Raw genomic sequence first — 17,840 nt, forward strand, 5'->3', positions numbered from 1 at the left:
GCGACCTCCTCAACCGGCGGTGGGGGTGGTTTCGAGACGGTCGCTAGCGCGACCTCCTCAACCAGCGGGCGACGGGTCGCTGGCGCGACCTCCTCAACCAGCGGGCGACGGGTCGCTGGCGCGACCTCCTCAACCGGCGGTGGGGGTGGTTTCGAGACGGTCGCTAGCGCGACCTCCTCAACCAGCGGGCGACGGGTCGCTGGCGCGACCTCCTCAACCGGCGGAGAAGCCGATAGGAGGTAGGTCCTCCTCGTCGTCGGGCACGACCGGCACCTCGGAGGTGTCGGGTCCCGCTGCTCCGGCCACGGGCGTGACCAGCTCGTCGGGCCGGTGCTTGAGCACGTTCTCGATGTAGTCGCGAGCGGCCTCGAAGATCGACAGCTCGCAACCCTGTCGCTCCGAGAGGTACCAGCGGTGCACCAGCACCTCGTGGTAGATCTCGGCGGGCTCGAGCTTGCCGCGCGCCTCCTGCGGGATCATCGCCATGATCGGCTCGAAGATCTCGCCCAGCCAGCGTCCGGCGATCAGGGCCCGTGACTCGCGACCCAGGTCGAAGTGCGCGGTGTAGGCGGCGATGTCGTTGAGCAGCCGGCGAGCCTGGGCGTCCTCGACGTGCAGCCCGGTCAGTGCCTGGAGCTCGCGCTGGTGATGTCCGAGCTCGACGACCTTGGGTTGGATGCGGATGCGGTCGCCGTCGAAGTCGGTGACGATGTCGATCTCCTCGACGTCGAAGCCCAGGTCGTTGAGACGCTCGATCCGGCTCTGGATGCGCCACATCTCCTCGAGGCTGAACTCCTCCTCGCTGGTCAGCTCGTTCCACAGCGCCTGGTAGCGCTGCTCGATCAGCTCGGCGACCTCCCACACGTCGAAGTCGGGGTTGAGCGAGCTGCTGGCCTGGAGGTCGAGGAGCTCGGCGAAGACGTTCTCGCAGCCGACCTGGACGTCGTACTCGCGCATCGGCGTCGAGAGCCCGTCGCGGATCTCGCCGGTCTCGGCGTCGACCAAGTACGCCGCGAACCCGCCGGCCGCGCGTCGGAACAGCACGTTGGACAGCGACACGTCGCCCCAGTAGAAGCCGCCCAGGTGAAGCCGGACCAGGAGCACCACCAGGGCGTCGATCAGCGAGGGCAGGTTGTCGGCCGACAGCCCGTGCTGGAACAGGCTCCGGTAGGGCAGCGAGAACGCGAGGTGCTCGGTGAGCAGCGCCGCCGGCAGGGGCTCGCCGTTGACGTCGACGCGCCCGGTCACCACGCCCTGCGGGACGACGGCCGGCAGCGGGATGCGCTGGAGGTCGCGGAGCAGGCGGTACTCGCGGAACGCCATGTCCTCGACCGTCTCCTTCACCGCGTAGGTGCGGTCGCCGAGCCGGACGATGCGCACGACGTGACGCGACAGGCCGCGGGGGAGCGGGACGACGTGCTCGGTCCACTCGTCGAGCGGCAGGTGCCACGGGAGCGTGACGATGGCGGGGTCGGGACGGCTCGCGACGATGCGCAGTGCCTGCGGGGCCGCCATGGCACTCAGGCTAGTGCCGCGCCTCGCGTAACCTCCACGCTCGTGGCATACCGCCCGGGGACCGAGATTGCGCGCCGCGAGGTTCTCCACGGACTTCCCTGGCTGGAGTGCCCTGTGACCGTGATGGCCGACGACGGCGACGTGCTGGCGGTCCTGCTCGAACCCGGCTCGCCGTTCACGTTCCACGAGCACCCGTTCGGACCGCATCCGTGGTCCGCGCACGAGGCCTGGGGCGCCACCACCGTGCTCCAGCTGCACCGGGCCGGCGATGCCTACGGCGTGTGGAAGTTCTTCGACGCCGAGGGCTTCCGGCACTGGTACGTGAACTTCGAGGCGCCCGTCGTCCGGCACGAGGAGTGCTTCGACACCGACGACCACGGCCTGGACCTGATCGTCGATCCCGACGGCCGTCGTACGTGGAAGGACGTGGCGGACCTGTCGGCCATGATCACCAGCGGCCGGATGACGGGGGAGGAGATCCTGGGGGTGCTGCACACTGCTGCCGAGGTCTCAGCCCTTCTAGACCGCGACGACCGTTGGTGGGCCCAATGGGATGAATGGACCCCTCCGATCGGGTGATGTCGCGGCGATCCTCCGACACTCGGGGCTCTGAGCCCCTACCTTCGGGCCATGACCGCTCAGCTGCGCGCGCCCTGGAGCGTACGCGCGCGCCCGTCCGCGTCGCTGGAGGACGTGCCGGGGATGATCCGGCGCCGCGAGTACGCCGAGGCGGAGGCGGCGCTCCTCGAGCACGTCACCAGCCACCCCGGCCAGGTCACCACCGCATGCCGTGGGCTGTCGGCTGATCTCGTCAGGATCGCCGACTGGGAGCCGGTCGCCAGCGCCATCGGCCGGGCAAGCGGCCACGGCGTCCATGTCAGCGCGGTGGGCTTGGACCTCTCGAACTTCAGCGACTCCGAAGGTCGCGAGTGGTGGGACAAGGACCCCGTCGTCGAGTACTCCCTCTACGACGACACGCAGTTCCCGTTCTCGTCCTCCTCACGGCGCCAGATCCAGCAGGCGGCCGTCACCCATCCGGCGCCGTGGACCGGCCATCGGCTGGCGGGGTACCAAGGGACGCTGGCGATCAGCGGCCTTCGCTCCCTCAACGGAGCGCTCCTCCAGAACGAGGCCGGGCGCCCGTGGGACTTCGGGTCCGCAGGACGATCGCAGCACGACGACGTGGCAAGGCTGCTCGGCGGATGGACTCTTGTCCTGCGCTTCCACCAAGCGGTTGCCCGTGACTGGGGCGAGGTGGGCCCGGCGCTCGACGTGCCGGTCCTCGTCGGACAGCACGGCACCGGCCCATGGCAGGTGTCGGTGTTCGCGCCCGGCGAGGAGCCCGACTCGCGGTGGCGCTGACCGGAGCGGCACCTGGCGCAGCTCGCGCTGGGCGGCGCTAGGGCTGCAGCCGCACGGCACCCGGCCCGTCCTCGGCGAGGTAGTCGCCGGGGTTGACCAACGTGCAGGTGCGCAGGCTCAGGCACCCGCAGCCGATGCAACCATCGAGGCGGTCGCGCAGGAGCTCGATCCGCCGGATCTGCTCGTCCAGGCGCGGGCGCCATGATCGGCTCAGTCGCGCCCAGTCAGCCTTGGTCGGGGTGCGGCCCAGGGGCAACGTGGCCAACGCGTCAGCCACCTCCTCCAGCGACAGCCCCACCCGTTGGGCCGTGCGCACGAACGCCACACGCCGCAAGGTCGCCTTCGCGTAGCGGCGTTGGTTGCCCGTCGTACGTCGTGACTCGATGAGGCCACGCTCCTCGTAGAAGCGGAGGGCGGACGTCGAGACCCCGGACCGCTCGGACAGCTCGCCGATCGTCAGCTCGGACATGCGGTCACCCTGGCTCGACCTGAAGTTAACTTCAAGTTCTGTCGCCGGCGACGTGGGAGCCGCGTGTCAGGATTGAACTGACGACCGTCCGCTTACAAGGCGGGTGCTCTACCACTGAGCTAACGCGGCGTGTGTGGCCGGGCCATGTTAGTCAGCGGACCTTCGTGACCTCGAACTGCATCCTCGGGTGCGCGTAGAAGTCCTGCGACTCGACCAGCTGCAGTTCTCGCTCACCCGACTCGTGCGTCGTGCGGAGCAGGTCGAAGACGCTGGAGGCGGTGCGCGCCAAGGCGTCGGCGGCGTCGCCACTGCTCCGGTAGTGCGCGGTGAACAGGGCCGCGGTGACGTCACCGGAACCGTTGGCCCTCAGGGGCAGGCGAGGTGTCTGCACGAGCCACCCGCCCTCGGGGGTGACGGCGAGCATCTCCAGGGAGTCCTCGGGAGCGTCGGGACGCTCGACGCTCGTCACCAGCACGGATTCCGGTCCCATCGCGCGCGCCGCGTCGACCGATGCGAGCGTGCTCTCGAGGTCCGTCGGCGCGGTGCCGGTCAGATAGCCGAGCTCGAACTGGTTGGGCGTGATCAGGTCGGCCCGGGGCACCACGCGGTCGCGCAGCAGTACCGGGATATCGGGATGCACGAAGCAGCCCGATGCCGCGTTGCCCATCACCGGGTCGCAGCTGTAGGTCGCGTGCGGGTTGGCCTTCTTGACCCGCTCGACCGCATCGAGGATGACCTCGCCGATGTCGTTGCCGCCCTGGTAGCCCGAGAGCACGGCGTCGACCTGGCCCAGGACGCCGCGCTCCTCGATCCCGCTGATCACGGCCCGCACGTCGTCGGCCGCCAGCAGCGGCCTTCGCCACGCGCCGTACCCGGTGTGGTTGGAGAACTGCACCGTGAAGACCGGCCATACCTCGTGACCGAGTCGCTGGAGCGGGAACACGGCTGCGGAGTTGCCGACATGGCCGTAGGCGACCGAGGACTGGATCGAGAGGATCTTCACCCGGCCCATCTTGCATCGGCCATCGCCGCGACGACGTCGCGGGCGTCGTCGGCCAGGGCCTTGTCGAACTCCGGGTTCGGGAAGGTGGACTCGCCGTAGGCCGAGCCGATCAGCACCGCCTGTCCGACCTGGACCACCAGGTAGGACGACAGGCCGAGGGCGAAGTCGCCCTGGGCGGCGTCGTAGGCCACGTCGAAGCCGAACGACTTCTCCCCGAGCGGGACCTCGACGGGAGTGAACGTGCTGTTGTCGAACTCCGGGCACTGCCTGACCACCAGCTCGGCGTGCTGCACCACCGCGATCGCGTCGGCGGAGCTCTCGAACAGCAGCAAGGTGCGGGCGCGGTAATCCTCGGCACCGACGTACTTCGTGCCGGCCACGGCGGACGCGCCGGCAGAGTCGAGGATCGTCTCGCCGCACAGTGTCAGGCCGCCGACGCCCGGGCGCCGGGTGACCTTGACGGGAGTGGTGTCCTCGTTTGTCTCCGGGTAGCTCGCCGCCAGTGGGAAGTCGTCCGGGACGACCAGCTGCACAGCCGGGGCGGTCGGGTCGGGGGTCGGCTCGTCGACGGCGGGTCCCGTGGGTGCGGTGGTGGGAGCGGTGGACTCGGTGGTGTCAGGGGAGGGTGCAGGGGTGACCTGCGAGGGGCCGGAGTCGGTGAGGACGTTGAGGCCGACCGCGACCACGGCGACGATCGCTGCGGAGGCGACCGTCGTCACGGCGTAGCGCCGGCGTCGGTGCCGCTCGCCACGAGCGCGCAGCTCGGCGGCGGGTGCGCGGCGAGCTCCGAGACCGTCAGGGTCGAGGTCGCCGAGCTCTCGCAGCGCGATGTCGAGGTGGTCAGACATGGTGGGATCCTTCGTCGAGCTGAGCGGCCAGTGCTGCGCGACCGCGTGAGAGGCGGGCTTTGACGGTGCCCTCGGGGGCGCCGACCTCGCGGGCCACCTCGGCGACCGACAGGTCGGCGATGTGGTGCAGGACCAGCGCGCGACGCTGGTCGGCAGGGAGCGTCTGGAGCGCGGCGACCAGCGCGACGTACGTCTCGGTGGGTGCTGGGCTGACACCCGCAGCGGCCAGCGCCCGGTCGGGCTCGCGCCGGGCGCGCACCGCACGTCGCCAGCGCGACACGGCGAGCCGGTGGGCCGTGGTGCGCACCCAAGCCTCCGGATGGCTGGCGCGGTCGAGGCTGTGCCGGTGGGACCAGGCCCGCACGAACGCCTCCTGGACGCAGTCCTGGGCCTCGTGGACGCTGCCGGTCAGGGCGTAGAGCTGCGCGACGAGCCGCCGGAACGACGCGTCGTACAGCTCGTCGAACTCTCGTTCGTCCACCGGGCCAGCCTCTCCTAGGAACGGGGTCGGGAGAGGTACGCGCGGCGGGGCCTGTCGGTTGCATCTCCTAGGCTCCGAATCGTGCCTCGGAAGCAGATGGAGATGACCTACCGCCCGCTCGGCGACTCGGGACTGATGGTCAGTGCGGTCGGCATCGGCACCAACGCCTTCTCACGCCGCGTCGACCAGGCGGGCGTCGACGGCATCGTCGCTGCGGCGCGCGACACCGGCGTGACCTTCATCGACACCGCCGACGTCTACGGCGATCCGCGCGGCGCCAGCGAGGAGATGATCGGCCGCTCGCTGCGAGGGTGCCGCGACGAGTTCGTGGTCGCCACCAAGTTCGGCGGCGGCCAGATCCCCGACGGCCAGGGACCGGGAGGCTCGCGCCGCTACCTCACCGAGGCGGTGGAGGGCAGCCTTCGCCGGCTGGGCACCGACCGCATCGACCTCTACCAGTACCACTTCCCCGACGACGTCACCCCTGTCGAGGAGACGCTGAGCGCACTGACCGACCTGGTGCGCGCAGGCAAGGTGCGGGCCATCGGCTGCTCCAACTTCGACGCGGCCCAGGTTGCCGACTCCGAGGCGGCCTCGCGCACCTCAGGGCTCGAGCGGTTCGTGTCCGTGCAGAACCGCTACTCCCTGCTCGACCGACGCATCGAGGACGAGGTGATCCCCGTGTGTGTGGACCTGGGCCTGGGCGTGCTGCCGTTCTTCCCGCTGGAGCACGGCCTGCTCACCGGGAAGTACCAACGCGGCCAGGCGGCTCCCCACGGCTCGCTGGCCGCCCTCAACCCCGGACGCGCCCAGTGGCTGGCCGGCGCCGACTGGGATCGCATCGAGGCGCTGACGGCCTACGCGGGCAAGCGCGACCTCACGATCCTCGACGTGGCCATCGCGGGGCTGGCCGCCCAACCGGCCGTCGCCTCGGTCATCTCGGGCGTGACCTCGGGTGACCAGGTGCGTGCCAATGCCGCAGCGCTGGCCTGGCGGCCCACCGCCGAGGACCTGGTCGAGCTGGAGCAGCTGACGCCATGACCTTCGAGGTGCGCCCGCTCGACGAGGCGACCTGGCCGGCGTTCGCGGCGCTGGTCGAGGCCAACGGCGGCATCTTCGGCGGCTGCTGGTGCGTGGGCATGCACTCAGAGGGATTCGACCCGCGTGGCGCCGAGGGCAACAAGGAGCGCAAGCACGCCATGGTGCGGGCCGGCACGACGCATGCCGCGCTCGTCTTCGACGGCGAGGAGTGCGTGGGCTGGGCCCAGTTCGGGCCGCCGGCCGAGGTCGCGCGGATCAAGAACCGCCCGGCGGTGGAGAAGGGCTATCCGCAGCCCGACTGGCGGATCGGCTGCTGCTACGTCGGCAAGGGCTACCGGCGCCGGGGCGTCAACGGCGCCGCGATCGCCGGAGCGGTTGACCTGATCCGCGAGCTGGGTGGGGGCCTCGTCGAGGGGTACCCCGAGGACGCCGCCGACGTGGCCGCCGGCTTCCTCTTCCACGGTGCACTCTCGACCTACGACCAGCTCGGATTCACCCGTGAGCGCAAGGTCGGCAAACACCGCTGGGTGGTCTCGAAGCAGGTCTAGGCGACCTGTAGCGACCGCTTGGACAGGCCCATCCAGAAGCCGTCGATCACCTGCTCGCCCGGTGTCTCGGGGTCGGTGGACGCGCCGAGGGTGACGAAGAGCGGCGTGTAGTGCTCGACCGTCGGGTGCGAGTAGGGCATGCCGGGAGCCTCGGCGCGGTAGTTGGCCAGGGCATCGACGTCGCCACGGCTGAGCGCATCGGCGGCCCAGGCGTCGAAGTCCTTCGACCAGCCTGGGGCTGCCGCATCGAGGCGCCAGTCGGTGAGGAACGGCAGCCCGTGGGTGAGGAAGCCGGAGCCGATGATCAGCACGCCCTCGTCGCGCAGCGGCCTCAGGCGCTTGCCGAGCTCGAGCAGCCGGGTCGGGTCGGAGGTGGGCAGCGACATCTGGAGCACCGGGATGTCGCCGTCGGGGTACATGATCTTCAGCGGCACCCAGGCGCCGTGGTCGAGGCCGCGGCCGGCGTGCTGGTGGACCGGCTCGGTCGCCGGCATCATCGCCGCCACCCGCTGGGCCAGCGCCGTGGCGTCGGGCGTCTCGTAGGTCATCTGGTAGTACCTGGGCGCGAACCCGCCGAAGTCGTAGACCAGCGGCGCGCCGTTGGCGCTGAGCGTGACCGGCGCCGACTCCCAGTGGGCGCTGACGATCAGGATCGCCGTCGGACGGGGCAGGTCCTGGGCCCAGGACGCGAGCTGCCCCGACCAGAGCGGGTCGTCCAGGAGCGGTGGGGCGCCATGCCCGATGTAGAGCGCGGGCATCCGGGTCTCAGTCACGTCCACCATAATAGTTCAACATTCAACTTTCTGGGTACTCCCGTGCGGTTGACGGGTGATTCTGGAGATTTGACCCGTCAACTGCACGGGACTACCCCGGCAAGGACCAGTCGACGGGTGCCGCGCCCTGATCCTCGAGCAGCTGGTTGACCCGCGAGAAGGGACGTGACCCGAAGAAGCCCTTGTGCGCCGAGAGCGGACTCGGATGCACCGAGGCGACCCAGGGGATCGGGCCGAGCTGGCCCTTGAGGGTCTGTGCGGGCGATCCCCACAGGATCGCCGCGGCCGGCCCTCCCCGCCGGGCCAGGGCGTCGATAGCGCACGAGGTGATCTCCTCCCAGCCTCGGCCGCGGTGGCTGTTGGAGTCGTTGGGGCGCACGGTCAGCACCCTGTTGAGCAGCATCACGCCGCGATCGGCCCAGGCCGTCAGGTCCCCATGGGCGGGCATCGTCAGCCCGAGGTCGGTGCCGAGCTCGGCGTAGATGTTGCGCAGGCTCGGCGGCAGCGGCCGGACGTGTGCGTCGACCGCGAAGCTGAGGCCGATGGGGTGGTGCGGGTTGGGGTAGGGGTCCTGCCCGACGATCAGGACACGCACGTCTGCGAGGGGCCGTCGGAAGGCTCGGAAGATGTGCTCGCCCGCGGGCTGGTAGGACCGGCCGGCCGCGAGCTCGGCCCTCAGGAACCGCCCCATCGCGGCGATCCGGTCGTCGACCGGGGCCAGAGCCGCCGCCCAGTCGGGAGCCATCAGCCCCTTCTCGACGAGTCCGGCCAGGGCGCTCACGGGCCGAGAGTATCGGCGTACGGTCGGCTCGTGCCTCGTCGGAAGCGCGCGACCGTCCAGCTCGTGCACGAGCTCGCCCTCTCGATGCCGGGACCCTGTCAGGCCGTCAGCCCCGCAGCGGCCGCTGGAGGCGGTCGAGGAAGGCGATCAGGAGGGACTCGCGCAGGGCGGGAGAGGCGATGTCGAGCATGGCGTTGACCGGGGCCATGCGGTCGGGGAGGGCGAGGCCGGCGGTGGGGTCGCTGAGCAGTCCGGAGGCGGCGAGCAAGCCGTCGAAGTCTTCGTCGGTCAGGGCGGCAGGGTCGAGCGCCTCGATGAAGTCGCGGACGCCCCGGGGCACCTCGACAGGACCGGCTGTGCGCGCCGCCGCGACCGAGGCGGCCAGGTCGGCGAGCAGGTCGTCGACCGAGGTGAGGGTCGCGGCCGAGACGGACAGGTGGATGGTGGGCGGCGCACCGGCGTAGGACATCTGCGGCTGCACGTACCAGCCGCGCTCCCTCATCTCGTCACACACGGTGAAGGCGTCGCAGGTGTCGTCGGTCGCCAGCGCGACCAGCGTCGAGTCGGGCGGCACCACCACCGACAACCCTTCGGGCACGCCCGCCACGATGCGGTCCACGGCATCGAAGACCGCGGTCGCCAGCTCGAGGTAGCCCTCGTCCCCCAGGTGCTGCACCACCGCCCAGGCGCCGGCCAACGGCCCGCCGGACTTGGTGGACTGCATCGTGGAGTTGAGCATCGTGTACCCGGGCCAGTCGGCGGAGGCGAAGTACTGCGGCATCCGCAGCTCAGCGGTGCGGTGCAGCAGGAGCGAGGTGCCCTTGGGCGCATAGCCGTACTTGTGCGTGTCGACCGAGATCGAGGTGACGCCCTCGACCGCGAACGACCACGGCGGCACCGGCCGTCCTAGCCGCTCGGCGTACGGCAGCACCCACCCCCCGATGCACGCGTCGACGTGGCACCGGATGCCGCGCCCGCCGGCGAGCGATGCCAGCGACGCGATCGGGTCGATGACCCCGTGGGCGTACGACGGGGCGGAGCCGACCACCAGGACCGTCGAGTCGTCGATCGCGGCTGCGGTCGCCGCCACGTCGGCGCGGAAGTCCGAACCGACCGGGACCACCCGGGCCGAGACGCCGAAGTAGTGGGCCGCCTTGAGGAAGGCCGCGTGGACCGTGGACGGCACGACCATCGACGGCGAGGTCAGGTCCGGGCGCGAGTCGCGGGCGCCCTGCACGGCCAGCAGCACCGACTCGGTGCCGCCCGAGGTCACCGAGCCCACGGCAGTGTCCGGCGCCGACAGCAGGTCGCAGGCGAACCCGACCAGCTCGTTCTCCATGGTCAGCAGGCTCGGGAACGACGTCGGGTCGAGGCCGTTGGAGGCGGCGTACGTCGCCACCGCCTCGCGGCCGATCCGGTCGACCTCAGCCAGCCCGGAGTCGTAGACGTAGGCGAGGGTGCGGCCGCCGTGCACCGGCAGGTCGCCGGTCTGGAGCTCGCGGAGCCGGGCGAGCACGTCGTCGTGCGTCGAGCCGTTCATCGGGCGACCTCCTGGGCATCGAGGGTGTAGCGCCGCAGCCACCAGAGACTGACCACCACGAGCAGAGCCGGCAGCACCGAGAAACCGTAGGTGATCGCGGCCAGCGTGGTGTCGGACTGCTGGACGTCGTTGCTGGTGGACGACTCGTAGCCGCCCATCGCGAGCACCAGCGCGAACAAACCCGGCCCGAGGGCCAGGCCGAGGGTCTCGGCCGCGGTCCAGACGCCCGTGTAGACGCCGGCGCGGTTGGAGCCCGTGCGACGGGCGTCGACGGCCGCCGCGTCGGGCAGCATTGCGAGCGGGAAGACCTGGCAGCCGGCGTACCCGACGCCGACCAGGGCGACGGCGGCGAAGACCAGCCCGGACGGGGCGACCTGCGCGGTCGCGGCGAGCAGGGCGCCGGTGGCCAGGACCAATGAGGACGCGACGTACGCCTGCTTCTTGCCGACGCGCTCTCCGATCCGGGCCCACGCGGGGGTCAACAACAGCGCCGGCCCCACGAAGCACACGAACAGGATCGTCGTCGCCCCCTTGCGGCCGAGCACGTCTTCGGCGAGGTAGTCGACGCCGGCGAGCATGCACCCGGTCGCCAGCGCCTGCACGACGAACGTCGTCAGCAGCAGCCGGAAGTCGCGAGCACCAGCCACGATGCGCAGCTGGTCGCGCAACGTGCCCGGCCCGGGCTGCACCTCGCCGACCGGCGCGCGACGAGTTCCGGCGTACGCCGCCACCGCACCGACCACGATGATCAGCGCCATCACCACGCCCATCACCCGGTAGCCGTTGCGACCGCCGACCGCGTCGCGGATCACCGGCGCCGTGGCGCCGGCCAGCATGATCGTGAACGCCAGGATCGCCACGCGCCAGGTCATCAGCCGGGTGCGCTCGTCGTAGGACGCGGTGATCTCGGCGGGCATCGCGACGTAGGGCACCTGGAAGAAGGCGTACGCCGACGCGGCGGCCAGGAAGAAGACCAGCACCCAGAGGGACTCCAGCACCTTCGAGCCCATCGAAGGTGCCGCGAAGATCAGCGCGAACGCCACCGCCAGCGGGATGCCGGCACGCAGCAGGTAGGGACGGCGCGGGCCGCGCGGGTCTGTCGTGCGGTCGCTGATCCGGCCGGCGATCGGGTTGAGCACGACGTCCCACGCCTTCGGCAGCAGCACGATCAGGCCGGCTGCCAGGGCGGCGATGCCGAGCGCGTCGGTGAGGTAGGGCAGCAGCATCAGCCCCGGCACCGTCCCGAACGCGCCGGTCGCCACGGAGCCCGACCCGTAGCCGATCCGCACGGACCGCGGCAGGCCAGCCTGAGACACGCTCCGGAGGTTATCGACAACCAGGGCCCGCGGGGCTACACACAGGGCATGGGGACTGGATCGAAGGCGGCCGCAGCCGCCGGCCTCGCCGCAGCCGGACTCGCCGCCGTCGCGGCGCGTGACGTCACCCAGCGGCGCCACGCGATCTTGAGGACCTACCCGATCATCGGGCACCTGCGGTTCTTCCTCGAGAGGTTCGGTCCTGAGCTGCGCCAGTACATCGTCACCAACAACGACGAGGAACGACCCTTCAGCCGAGACCAGCGGCGCTGGATCTATGCGTCGGCCAAGCTGGAGAACAGCTACTTCGGGTTCGGTACCGACAACGACGTGGAGCACGCCAACGGCTACCCGATCATCAAGCACCGCACCTTCAAGGGCGAGGGCGCGCCCACCGCGCGGCACGCCGGCGACGACGTGCACCTGCCCTCGGCCAAGGTGCTCGGAGGTCCGCGCGGACGCCGTCACGCCTTCCGGCCCAACAGCGTCGTCAACATCTCCGGCATGAGCTTCGGCTCGCTGTCGAAGAACGCGATCGAGGCGCTCAACCGCGGGGCCGAGCTGGCCGGTTGCCTGCACGACACCGGCGAGGGGGCGCTCTCGCCGTACCACCGCAAGGGCGGCGACCTCGTCTTCCAGATCGGCACGTCGTACTTCGGGTGCCGCGACGAGCACGGCGCCTTCGACCTCGGCCGCCTCAAGGACCTCTGCGCCGGGGCGCCGGTCAAGGCGATCGAGATCAAGCTGTCGCAGGGCGCGAAGCCGGGCCTGGGCGGCATGCTGCCGGGTGCCAAGGTCACCCAGGAGATCGCCGAGATCCGCGGCATCCAGGCGGGCGTGGACTGCGCCTCGCCCAGCCGGCACACGGCCTTCCACGACGTCGACTCGATGCTCGACTTCGTCGAGCTGCTGGCCACCGAGACCGGGCTACCGGTCGGCATCAAGTCGGCCGTCGGCTCGATGGGCTTCTGGGACGACCTCGTGCGCGAGATGGGCAGCCACACGCGCGGCGTCGACTTCGTCAACGTCGACGGTGGCGAGGGAGGCACGGGAGCCGCGCCCCTGCTGTTCTCCGACGCGGTGTCCTACCCGTTCCGTATCGGCTTCGCGCAGGTCTACCGCAAGTTCGCCGAGGCGGGCCTGACCGACGACGTGACCTTCATGGGCGCCGGCAAGCTCGGCATCCCGGAGAACGCGGTCGTGGCCTTCGCCCTCGGGGTCGACATGGTCAACGTGGCCCGCGAGGCGATGATGGCGATCGGCTGCATCCAGGCCCAGAAGTGCCACACCGACCACTGCCCGACCGGCGTCGCCACCCAGAACCCCTGGCTGGTCCGCGGTCTCGACCCCGAGCTGAAGTCCGTGCGCGCGGCCAACTACGTCAAGTCGATGCGCCGCGACCTCTGGAAGGTCTCCGAGGCGATGGGGGTCGTACACCCCGGCCTGATCACCCCCGACGACGTCGACATCCTCGACGGCCTCAGCGAGCACCGGACGCTGCGCGAGGTCTACGGGTACGACGCCGCCTGGTCCGGGCTCGGTCCCCAGCTGACCAAGGAGATCACCGAGATCATGTCGGCCGAGGAGCGTGCCGAGCACTCCCCGACCAAGGACGACACCAACCTCGCTCGGGCCGCCGACGCCCACGAGAGCGGACGTCGGCCCACCATGTGAGCATTCCCTCGTGGTCACCGTTTCTACCGACGACTCCCTGCTCGACGTCGACCTGGTCCACCGCTGGCTGTCCGAGGACGCCTACTGGTCGCTGGGCCGCACCCGCGACCAGGTCGACCGCAGCCTGGCCCACTCGGTCAACGTGGGTGCCTACCACGACGGTCGGCAGGTCGGCTTCCTCCGGATCGTCACCGACCGGGCGACGTTCGCCTGGGTCTGCGACGTCTACGTCGACCCGGCCGCTCGCGGCCACGCGGTCGGCAAGGCGCTGATGGCGGAGTGCGACAGGTTGTGCACGTCGTACGGCGTGCGGCGCGCCATCTTGGCCACCGCCGACGCTCACGGGCTCTACGCCAGGTTCGGCTTCACGCCCCTGGCCGACGCGGGTCGCTGGATGGAGCGGACCTACGAGCAGTAACCCGCCGCGCCGGTCGTCGTTGGACAGGTGCGTCCCGGTCGGCGTGGTCGTGCCCACCCGCCGACCGGGGCGTGCGATCGCGGGCTCAGGTCTTGTCGGCCGGCAACAGGGCCTTGCCGTGGGCGGACCGGACGATGTCCATCTCCTCGAGGAAGGACCTCGCCCAGGCCGTGATGTCGGCGGCCTTGATGGTCTTGCGCATCGTCCGCATCCGACGGGCGAGGTCCTTCTCATCGGCATGCAGTGCCTCGCGGATGGCGTCCTTGACCCCGTTGAGGTCGTAGGGGTTGACCAGCCAGGCCTGCCGCAGCTCGTAGGCCGCGCCGGCGAACTCGGAGAGGATCAGCGCGCCGTCGTCGTTGTAGCGGCACGCGACGTACTCCTTGGCGACGAGGTTCATGCCGTCGCGGTAGGGAGTCACGACCATGACGTCCGCGGCGCGGTAGAGCGCGGCCATCTCCTCGCGGGGGTAGGACGCGTGGAGGTAGGAGATGGCCGGGCTGCCGATGCGGCCGTAGTCGCCGTTGATCCTGCCCACGAGCCGGTCGAGGTCGTCGCGCAGGACGCGGTACTGCTCGACGCGCTCACGTGACGGAGTGGCCACCTGGACGAAGACCGCCTCCTCGACGTCGAGCTCGCCGGCGGCCACCAGCTCCCCGAAGGCCCGCAACCGGGCGTGGATGCCCTTGGTGTAGTCGAGCCGGTCGACGCCCAGCAGCACCTTGCGCGGGTTGCCGAGCGCGTCGCGGATCTCCTTGGCGCGCGCGATGACCTCGGGCTTGCGGGCCAGCTCCTCGAAGTTGTCGACGTCGATCGAGATCGGGAACGCCGCCGCTCGCACGGTGCGGCCGTCGGGGAGGTAGACCAGGTCGCGGTGGGTCTTGTGGCCGACCCGCTGGCGCACGAGCCGCACGAAGTTCTGCGCTCCGCCGGGCAGCTGGAAGCCGACGAGATCGGCGCCGAGCAGGCCCTCGAGGATCTGGCGGCGCCACGGCAGCTGCTGGAAGAGCTCGGCCGGTGGGAAGGGGATGTGCAGGAAGAACCCGATGCGGAGGTCGGGCCGCAGTTCGCGCAGCATCTGCGGCACCAGCTGCAGCTGGTAGTCGTGGACCCACACCATCGCGTTCTTGGCGGCCCGGTCGGCGGCGTGCTCGGCGAAGCGACGGTTGACGGCGACGTAGGCCTCCCACCACTCACGGTGGAACTCCGGCTTGGCCACCACGTCGTGGTAGAGCGGCCACAAGGTCGCGTTGGAGAAGCCCTCGTAGAACCCCTCGATCTCCTCGGCCGACAAGGCGATCGGGTCGAGCTGGAGACCCTCGTGCTCGAACGGCTCCATGCCGGCCTCGCTGCCTCCGGTCACTGCTCCGGTCACAGCTCCGGGCCACCCGATCCAGACCCCACGGTTGGCCCGGAGGACCGGCTCGATGGCGGTCACGAGACCACCGGGCGATGCCCGCCACATCGGTTCGCCGTCAGGACCCGTGATGCGGTCCACCGGCAGGCGGTTGGCGACGATCACGAGGTCTGCGGGCACGCTTGCCACACTAGGCGAGTGGTCCTTCACCCCCAGGGGTGAGGCCGCGGTGTTCGGTCCGGAACTTCCGTGCTCGCACCCTGTCGCCTATGGCTCAGCCGTGTTCTGATAGCCACCTTCGCTCGGTTCTCGGGGGATGCGCTACGGGGGCGTGTCCGGCATGTCAGCACACAGAACGACAGGGGGAGCATTCATCTTGAGCACGAAGTCAGCAAGGATTCTGGCTGGCGTCGCGGCGGTCGCGCTCGCGGCCCCGATGGCGACCAGCGGCATCGCACAGGCGGCGCCCTCGACCGGAGAAGCGCCCAAGATCCTGGTCAAGGACCTGCCGGGACCACTCTCCACGGCCGTGGCCGGTGACGGCACCGCCTACGTGACGGCGAACTTCGCCGGCATGCTCTGGAAGGTGCCCGATGGCGGTGCCCCCGAGCTCCTCTACCAGGCCAGCGAGAAGGGCGCGGAGGTCGGTGGGGTGTCCGTCCAGGGCGCCAAGGTGGTCTTCACCTACACCGGTCAGACCCACGCCAGGGTCATGTCGATCACGGGCGGCGCGGCTCCCAAGGTGATGGCCAACACACGCAGCTACGAGAAGCAGAACAACCCCGACAAGAAGCGCACCTACGGCATCCTCGGCCTCACCGCGAGCTGCAAGGCCAAGCTGCCCAAGCAGTTCGCTGCCTTCTTGAAGCCCTACGCGGGCGTTGTCGACTCGCACCCCTACGCGACCGAGCAGGACGGCAACACGACGTACCTCGCCGATGCAGGTGGCAACGACATCTTGTCCATCGCCAACGACGGCACCATCAGCACGGTGGCCGTGCTTCCGCGCGTGAAAGTTCGGCTCACCAAGGCGCGCGTCAAGGCGGCCGGCCTGCCGGCATGCACGACCGGGCATAGCTACGCCCTCGAGGCCGTCCCGACCGACGTGGAGCTCGGCCCCGACGGCTGGCTCTACGTCTCCACGCTCACCGGTGGTCCTGAGGACGGGAGTCTCGGCGCGCAGAGCCGTGTCTACAAGGTGAACCCGGCGACCGGCCGGGTGGTCAAGATCGCCGTCCACCTCATCAGCGCCGTCAACCTGGCCGTTGCCGGCGACGGCGACGTCTACGTGTCGCAGCTCTTCGGGGGCTCGATCATCAGGATCCCGGCGGGCACCGGCCGCAAGGTGCCGTTCGCCCAGGTGAACATGCCCGCCGGCCTGGAGTTCACCGACACGGGGCTCTACGCCACCATCGACGCCCTTAAGGGCACCAAGACCCCGAGGGGCAAGCTCGCCTTCATCCCGTTCGCTCCGTGATCAGGAGCGCCGGAGCTGGTCCGACGCGTAGCTGACCCCGATCTGCCGGCGGACGTCGTCCATCTGGCGGATCAGGGTCAGGGTCTGGTCGTGGGGGACCAGCGGGCTCTCGAGGCGGCCCGCGTGCAGGCACTCCTGCACGTGGGCCGCCTCGTTGCCCAAGCCGGTGCCGAGGATCGGCTCGAGCCCGTCGATCCGTTCGGGATCGCCGTACTCCGGCGTCCACGTGGCGTAGGCCGGGGCATGGAAGCTGCGCGGCAGGTCGATGCGTCCCTCGGTGGTCGCGATGGTGGCGGTGCGCGGGGAGTTCGAGGTCATCGAGGCCGTCAGCGCCGAGACCGCGTCGCCGTGATGCCCGGCGAGCGCGACGTCGAGGTCGACGCCCTGATCGCTCAGCGTCGCCGAGGCGACCAGGGTGTCGGCCGGCCCGAGCATCAGGTGCGCGAACGTCAGCGGGTAGATCCCCATGTCCAGCAGGGCGCCGCCGCCGAGCGCCGGGTTGAACATCCGGCTGGTCGGCGGCTGTCGCACTACGAACCCGAGGTCGGCGTGGACCTGCCGGGGTTCGCCGAAGCGGCCCTCGCGCAGGCCGTCGCGCACGGCGCGGATGACCGGGTTGCAGGCCATCCACATGGCCTCCATCAAGAACAGCCCGGCCTGTCGGGCCGCCTCGACCATCGCCTCGGCCTCGCCGAGGTTGAGGGTCAGCGGCTTCTCGCAGAGCACCGGCTTGCCCGCAGCGAAGGCCATCCGGGCGCCCTCGAGGTGGAAGGCGTGGGGAGTCGCGACATAGACGACGTCGACGTCCGGGTCGGCCACGAGGTCGTCGTACGACGCGTGAGCGCGCGCCCCGAACTCCTCGGCGAAGGCCTCAGCCGACTCGCGCGAGCGTGAGCCGACGGCCGCCAGCCGGGCCCCTGGGACCTCCCGGAGGTTCGTCGCGAAGTCGTGCGCGATGCGCCCGGTGGCCAAGATCCCCCAGCGAGTGTCGCTCATGCCGTCAGGTTAGGCCCCGGTCGATGCCTCTGCAGGTTGAGGAGGTTGCGCAGCAACCGTCTCGAAACCACGCGCGCCTTCCTCGACGGTGCGTCTGCTGGTTGAGGAGGTTGCGCCGCAACCGTCTCGAAACCAGGATCGTGGGTGGTGCTGGGTTGCGTGTGGGGGGTTTCGAGACAGGCGCTGCGCGCCTTCCTCAACCAGCGGTGTTCGAGGGGGTCTTCCTCGATGGTGCGTCTGC

General features: G+C 70.5%; 19 protein-coding genes and 1 tRNA gene. 7 read left to right on the plus strand and 13 right to left on the minus strand.

What is annotated here, in order from left to right:
* Nucleotides 1–213 precede the first annotated feature (213 nt).
* Nucleotides 214–1,515: a DUF4032 domain-containing protein gene (locus ISU10_RS21725; protein ID WP_194698547.1), complete on the minus strand. Its 1,302-nt coding sequence runs from the start codon at nucleotides 1,513–1,515 to the stop codon at nucleotides 214–216.
* A 42-nt stretch (nucleotides 1,516–1,557) separates the two neighbouring features.
* On the opposite strand from ISU10_RS21725, the gene ISU10_RS21730 reads away from it, so the two are divergent.
* Both ISU10_RS21730 and ISU10_RS21735 read left to right on the plus strand, forming a co-directional pair.
* Nucleotides 1,558–2,094 (plus strand): ribonuclease FAU-1 family protein, encoded by a 537-nt coding sequence (locus ISU10_RS21730; RefSeq protein WP_194698548.1) that lies wholly within the window; start codon nucleotides 1,558–1,560, stop codon nucleotides 2,092–2,094.
* A 51-nt stretch (nucleotides 2,095–2,145) separates the two neighbouring features.
* Nucleotides 2,146–2,877 (plus strand): hypothetical protein, encoded by a 732-nt coding sequence (locus ISU10_RS21735; protein WP_194698549.1) that lies wholly within the window; start codon nucleotides 2,146–2,148, stop codon nucleotides 2,875–2,877.
* A gap of 37 nt (nucleotides 2,878–2,914) precedes the next feature.
* Here the strand turns inward: ISU10_RS21735 and soxR are convergent, their stop codons facing one another.
* The 5 genes from soxR to ISU10_RS21760 all read right to left on the minus strand — a co-directional run bounded on the left by soxR (nucleotide 2,915) and on the right by ISU10_RS21760 (nucleotide 5,678).
* Complete coding sequence (gene soxR, locus ISU10_RS21740) at nucleotides 2,915–3,346, minus strand: redox-sensitive transcriptional activator SoxR (RefSeq protein ID WP_194698550.1); 432 nt, start codon at nucleotides 3,344–3,346, stop codon at nucleotides 2,915–2,917.
* A gap of 57 nt (nucleotides 3,347–3,403) precedes the next feature.
* A tRNA-Thr gene (locus tag ISU10_RS21745) sits at nucleotides 3,404–3,475 on the minus strand.
* Between the two features lie 22 nt (nucleotides 3,476–3,497).
* On the minus strand, nucleotides 3,498–4,358 hold the full coding sequence (pdxY, locus tag ISU10_RS21750) for a pyridoxal kinase PdxY (protein ID WP_228501680.1): 861 nt from the start codon (nucleotides 4,356–4,358) through the stop codon (nucleotides 3,498–3,500).
* A complete protein-coding gene (locus ISU10_RS21755) occupies nucleotides 4,346–5,197 on the minus strand; it encodes a hypothetical protein (RefSeq protein ID WP_194698552.1) in 852 nt (283 codons plus the stop codon). Before ISU10_RS21755 ends, pdxY begins: the two co-directional genes overlap by 13 nt.
* The gene (locus ISU10_RS21760) at nucleotides 5,190–5,678 is read right to left on the minus strand and encodes an RNA polymerase sigma factor (protein WP_194698553.1); all 489 of its coding nucleotides are present in this window, start codon (nucleotides 5,676–5,678) and stop codon (nucleotides 5,190–5,192) included. Before ISU10_RS21760 ends, ISU10_RS21755 begins: the two co-directional genes overlap by 8 nt.
* 81 nt (nucleotides 5,679–5,759) lie before the next feature.
* On the opposite strand from ISU10_RS21760, the gene ISU10_RS21765 reads away from it, so the two are divergent.
* Nucleotides 5,760–6,719, plus strand: coding sequence for an aldo/keto reductase (locus ISU10_RS21765; protein ID WP_370865777.1), 960 nt, complete (start codon nucleotides 5,760–5,762; stop codon nucleotides 6,717–6,719).
* On the plus strand, nucleotides 6,716–7,267 hold the full coding sequence (locus ISU10_RS21770; RefSeq protein ID WP_194698554.1) for a GNAT family N-acetyltransferase: 552 nt from the start codon (nucleotides 6,716–6,718) through the stop codon (nucleotides 7,265–7,267). The genes ISU10_RS21765 and ISU10_RS21770 overlap by 4 nt, the downstream gene beginning before the upstream one ends.
* Here the strand turns inward: ISU10_RS21770 and ISU10_RS21775 are convergent.
* The 4 genes from ISU10_RS21775 to ISU10_RS21790 all read right to left on the minus strand — a co-directional run bounded on the left by ISU10_RS21775 (nucleotide 7,264) and on the right by ISU10_RS21790 (nucleotide 11,677).
* Nucleotides 7,264–8,040 carry a dioxygenase family protein gene (locus ISU10_RS21775; RefSeq protein WP_370865778.1) on the minus strand — a complete coding sequence of 259 codons (777 nt, stop codon included), beginning with the start codon at nucleotides 8,038–8,040 and terminating at the stop codon, nucleotides 7,264–7,266. The genes ISU10_RS21770 and ISU10_RS21775 overlap by 4 nt on opposite strands.
* A 91-nt stretch (nucleotides 8,041–8,131) precedes the next feature.
* Nucleotides 8,132–8,821, minus strand: a complete 690-nt coding sequence (locus ISU10_RS21780) for a uracil-DNA glycosylase (protein ID WP_370865779.1) — start codon at nucleotides 8,819–8,821, stop codon at nucleotides 8,132–8,134.
* A gap of 106 nt (nucleotides 8,822–8,927) precedes the next feature.
* Nucleotides 8,928–10,361 carry a pyridoxal phosphate-dependent decarboxylase family protein gene (locus ISU10_RS21785; RefSeq protein ID WP_194698555.1) on the minus strand — a complete coding sequence of 478 codons (1,434 nt, stop codon included), beginning with the start codon at nucleotides 10,359–10,361 and terminating at the stop codon, nucleotides 8,928–8,930.
* Nucleotides 10,358–11,677 carry an MFS transporter gene (locus ISU10_RS21790; protein ID WP_194698556.1) on the minus strand — a complete coding sequence of 440 codons (1,320 nt, stop codon included), beginning with the start codon at nucleotides 11,675–11,677 and terminating at the stop codon, nucleotides 10,358–10,360. The genes ISU10_RS21785 and ISU10_RS21790 overlap by 4 nt, the downstream gene beginning before the upstream one ends.
* 48 nt (nucleotides 11,678–11,725) lie before the next feature.
* Here ISU10_RS21790 and ISU10_RS21795 point away from each other — a divergent pair, with 48 nt between their 5' ends.
* On the plus strand, nucleotides 11,726–13,351 hold the full coding sequence (locus tag ISU10_RS21795) for an FMN-binding glutamate synthase family protein (RefSeq protein ID WP_194698557.1): 1,626 nt from the start codon (nucleotides 11,726–11,728) through the stop codon (nucleotides 13,349–13,351).
* A gap of 10 nt (nucleotides 13,352–13,361) precedes the next feature.
* Nucleotides 13,362–13,769, plus strand: coding sequence for a GNAT family N-acetyltransferase (locus tag ISU10_RS21800; RefSeq protein WP_194698558.1), 408 nt, complete (start codon nucleotides 13,362–13,364; stop codon nucleotides 13,767–13,769).
* An 85-nt stretch (nucleotides 13,770–13,854) separates the two neighbouring features.
* On the opposite strand, the gene ISU10_RS21805 is transcribed toward ISU10_RS21800, so the two are convergent.
* Complete coding sequence (locus ISU10_RS21805; protein ID WP_370865780.1) at nucleotides 13,855–15,315, minus strand: alpha,alpha-trehalose-phosphate synthase (UDP-forming); 1,461 nt, start codon at nucleotides 15,313–15,315, stop codon at nucleotides 13,855–13,857.
* Between the two features lie 187 nt (nucleotides 15,316–15,502).
* Between ISU10_RS21805 and ISU10_RS21810 the strand changes: the two genes are divergently transcribed.
* Nucleotides 15,503–16,603 carry a ScyD/ScyE family protein gene (locus ISU10_RS21810; RefSeq protein ID WP_194698559.1) on the plus strand — a complete coding sequence of 367 codons (1,101 nt, stop codon included), beginning with the start codon at nucleotides 15,503–15,505 and terminating at the stop codon, nucleotides 16,601–16,603.
* On the opposite strand, the gene ISU10_RS21815 is transcribed toward ISU10_RS21810, so the two are convergent.
* Both ISU10_RS21815 and ISU10_RS23360 read right to left on the minus strand, forming a co-directional pair.
* A complete protein-coding gene (locus ISU10_RS21815) occupies nucleotides 16,604–17,599 on the minus strand; it encodes a Gfo/Idh/MocA family protein (protein ID WP_194698560.1) in 996 nt (331 codons plus the stop codon).
* The coding region (locus ISU10_RS23360) for a hypothetical protein (protein WP_228501683.1) at nucleotides 17,596–17,840 on the minus strand (245 nt) is incomplete at its 5' end. The genes ISU10_RS23360 and ISU10_RS21815, both read right to left, overlap by 4 nt.

This window comes from Nocardioides agariphilus (genome assembly GCF_015352445.1).
Lineage (GTDB): Bacteria > Actinomycetota > Actinomycetes > Propionibacteriales > Nocardioidaceae > Nocardioides > Nocardioides agariphilus.

Excerpts from the sequence above, each read along its gene's own strand:
- ISU10_RS21725 (WP_194698547.1), bottom strand. The coding sequence starts at position 1,515 with ATGGCGGCCCCGCAGGCACTGCGCATCGTCGCGAGCCGTCCCGACCCC.
- ISU10_RS21735 (WP_194698549.1), top strand. The coding sequence starts at position 2,146 with ATGACCGCTCAGCTGCGCGCGCCCTGGAGCGTACGCGCGCGCCCGTCC.
- soxR (WP_194698550.1), bottom strand. The coding sequence starts at position 3,346 with ATGTCCGAGCTGACGATCGGCGAGCTGTCCGAGCGGTCCGGGGTCTCG.
- pdxY (WP_228501680.1), bottom strand. The coding sequence starts at position 4,358 with ATGGGCCGGGTGAAGATCCTCTCGATCCAGTCCTCGGTCGCCTACGGC.
- ISU10_RS21755 (WP_194698552.1), bottom strand. The coding sequence starts at position 5,197 with ATGTCTGACCACCTCGACATCGCGCTGCGAGAGCTCGGCGACCTCGAC.
- ISU10_RS21770 (WP_194698554.1), top strand. The coding sequence starts at position 6,716 with ATGACCTTCGAGGTGCGCCCGCTCGACGAGGCGACCTGGCCGGCGTTC.
- ISU10_RS21785 (WP_194698555.1), bottom strand. The coding sequence starts at position 10,361 with ATGAACGGCTCGACGCACGACGACGTGCTCGCCCGGCTCCGCGAGCTC.
- ISU10_RS21795 (WP_194698557.1), top strand. The coding sequence starts at position 11,726 with ATGGGGACTGGATCGAAGGCGGCCGCAGCCGCCGGCCTCGCCGCAGCC.
- ISU10_RS21815 (WP_194698560.1), bottom strand. The coding sequence starts at position 17,599 with ATGAGCGACACTCGCTGGGGGATCTTGGCCACCGGGCGCATCGCGCAC.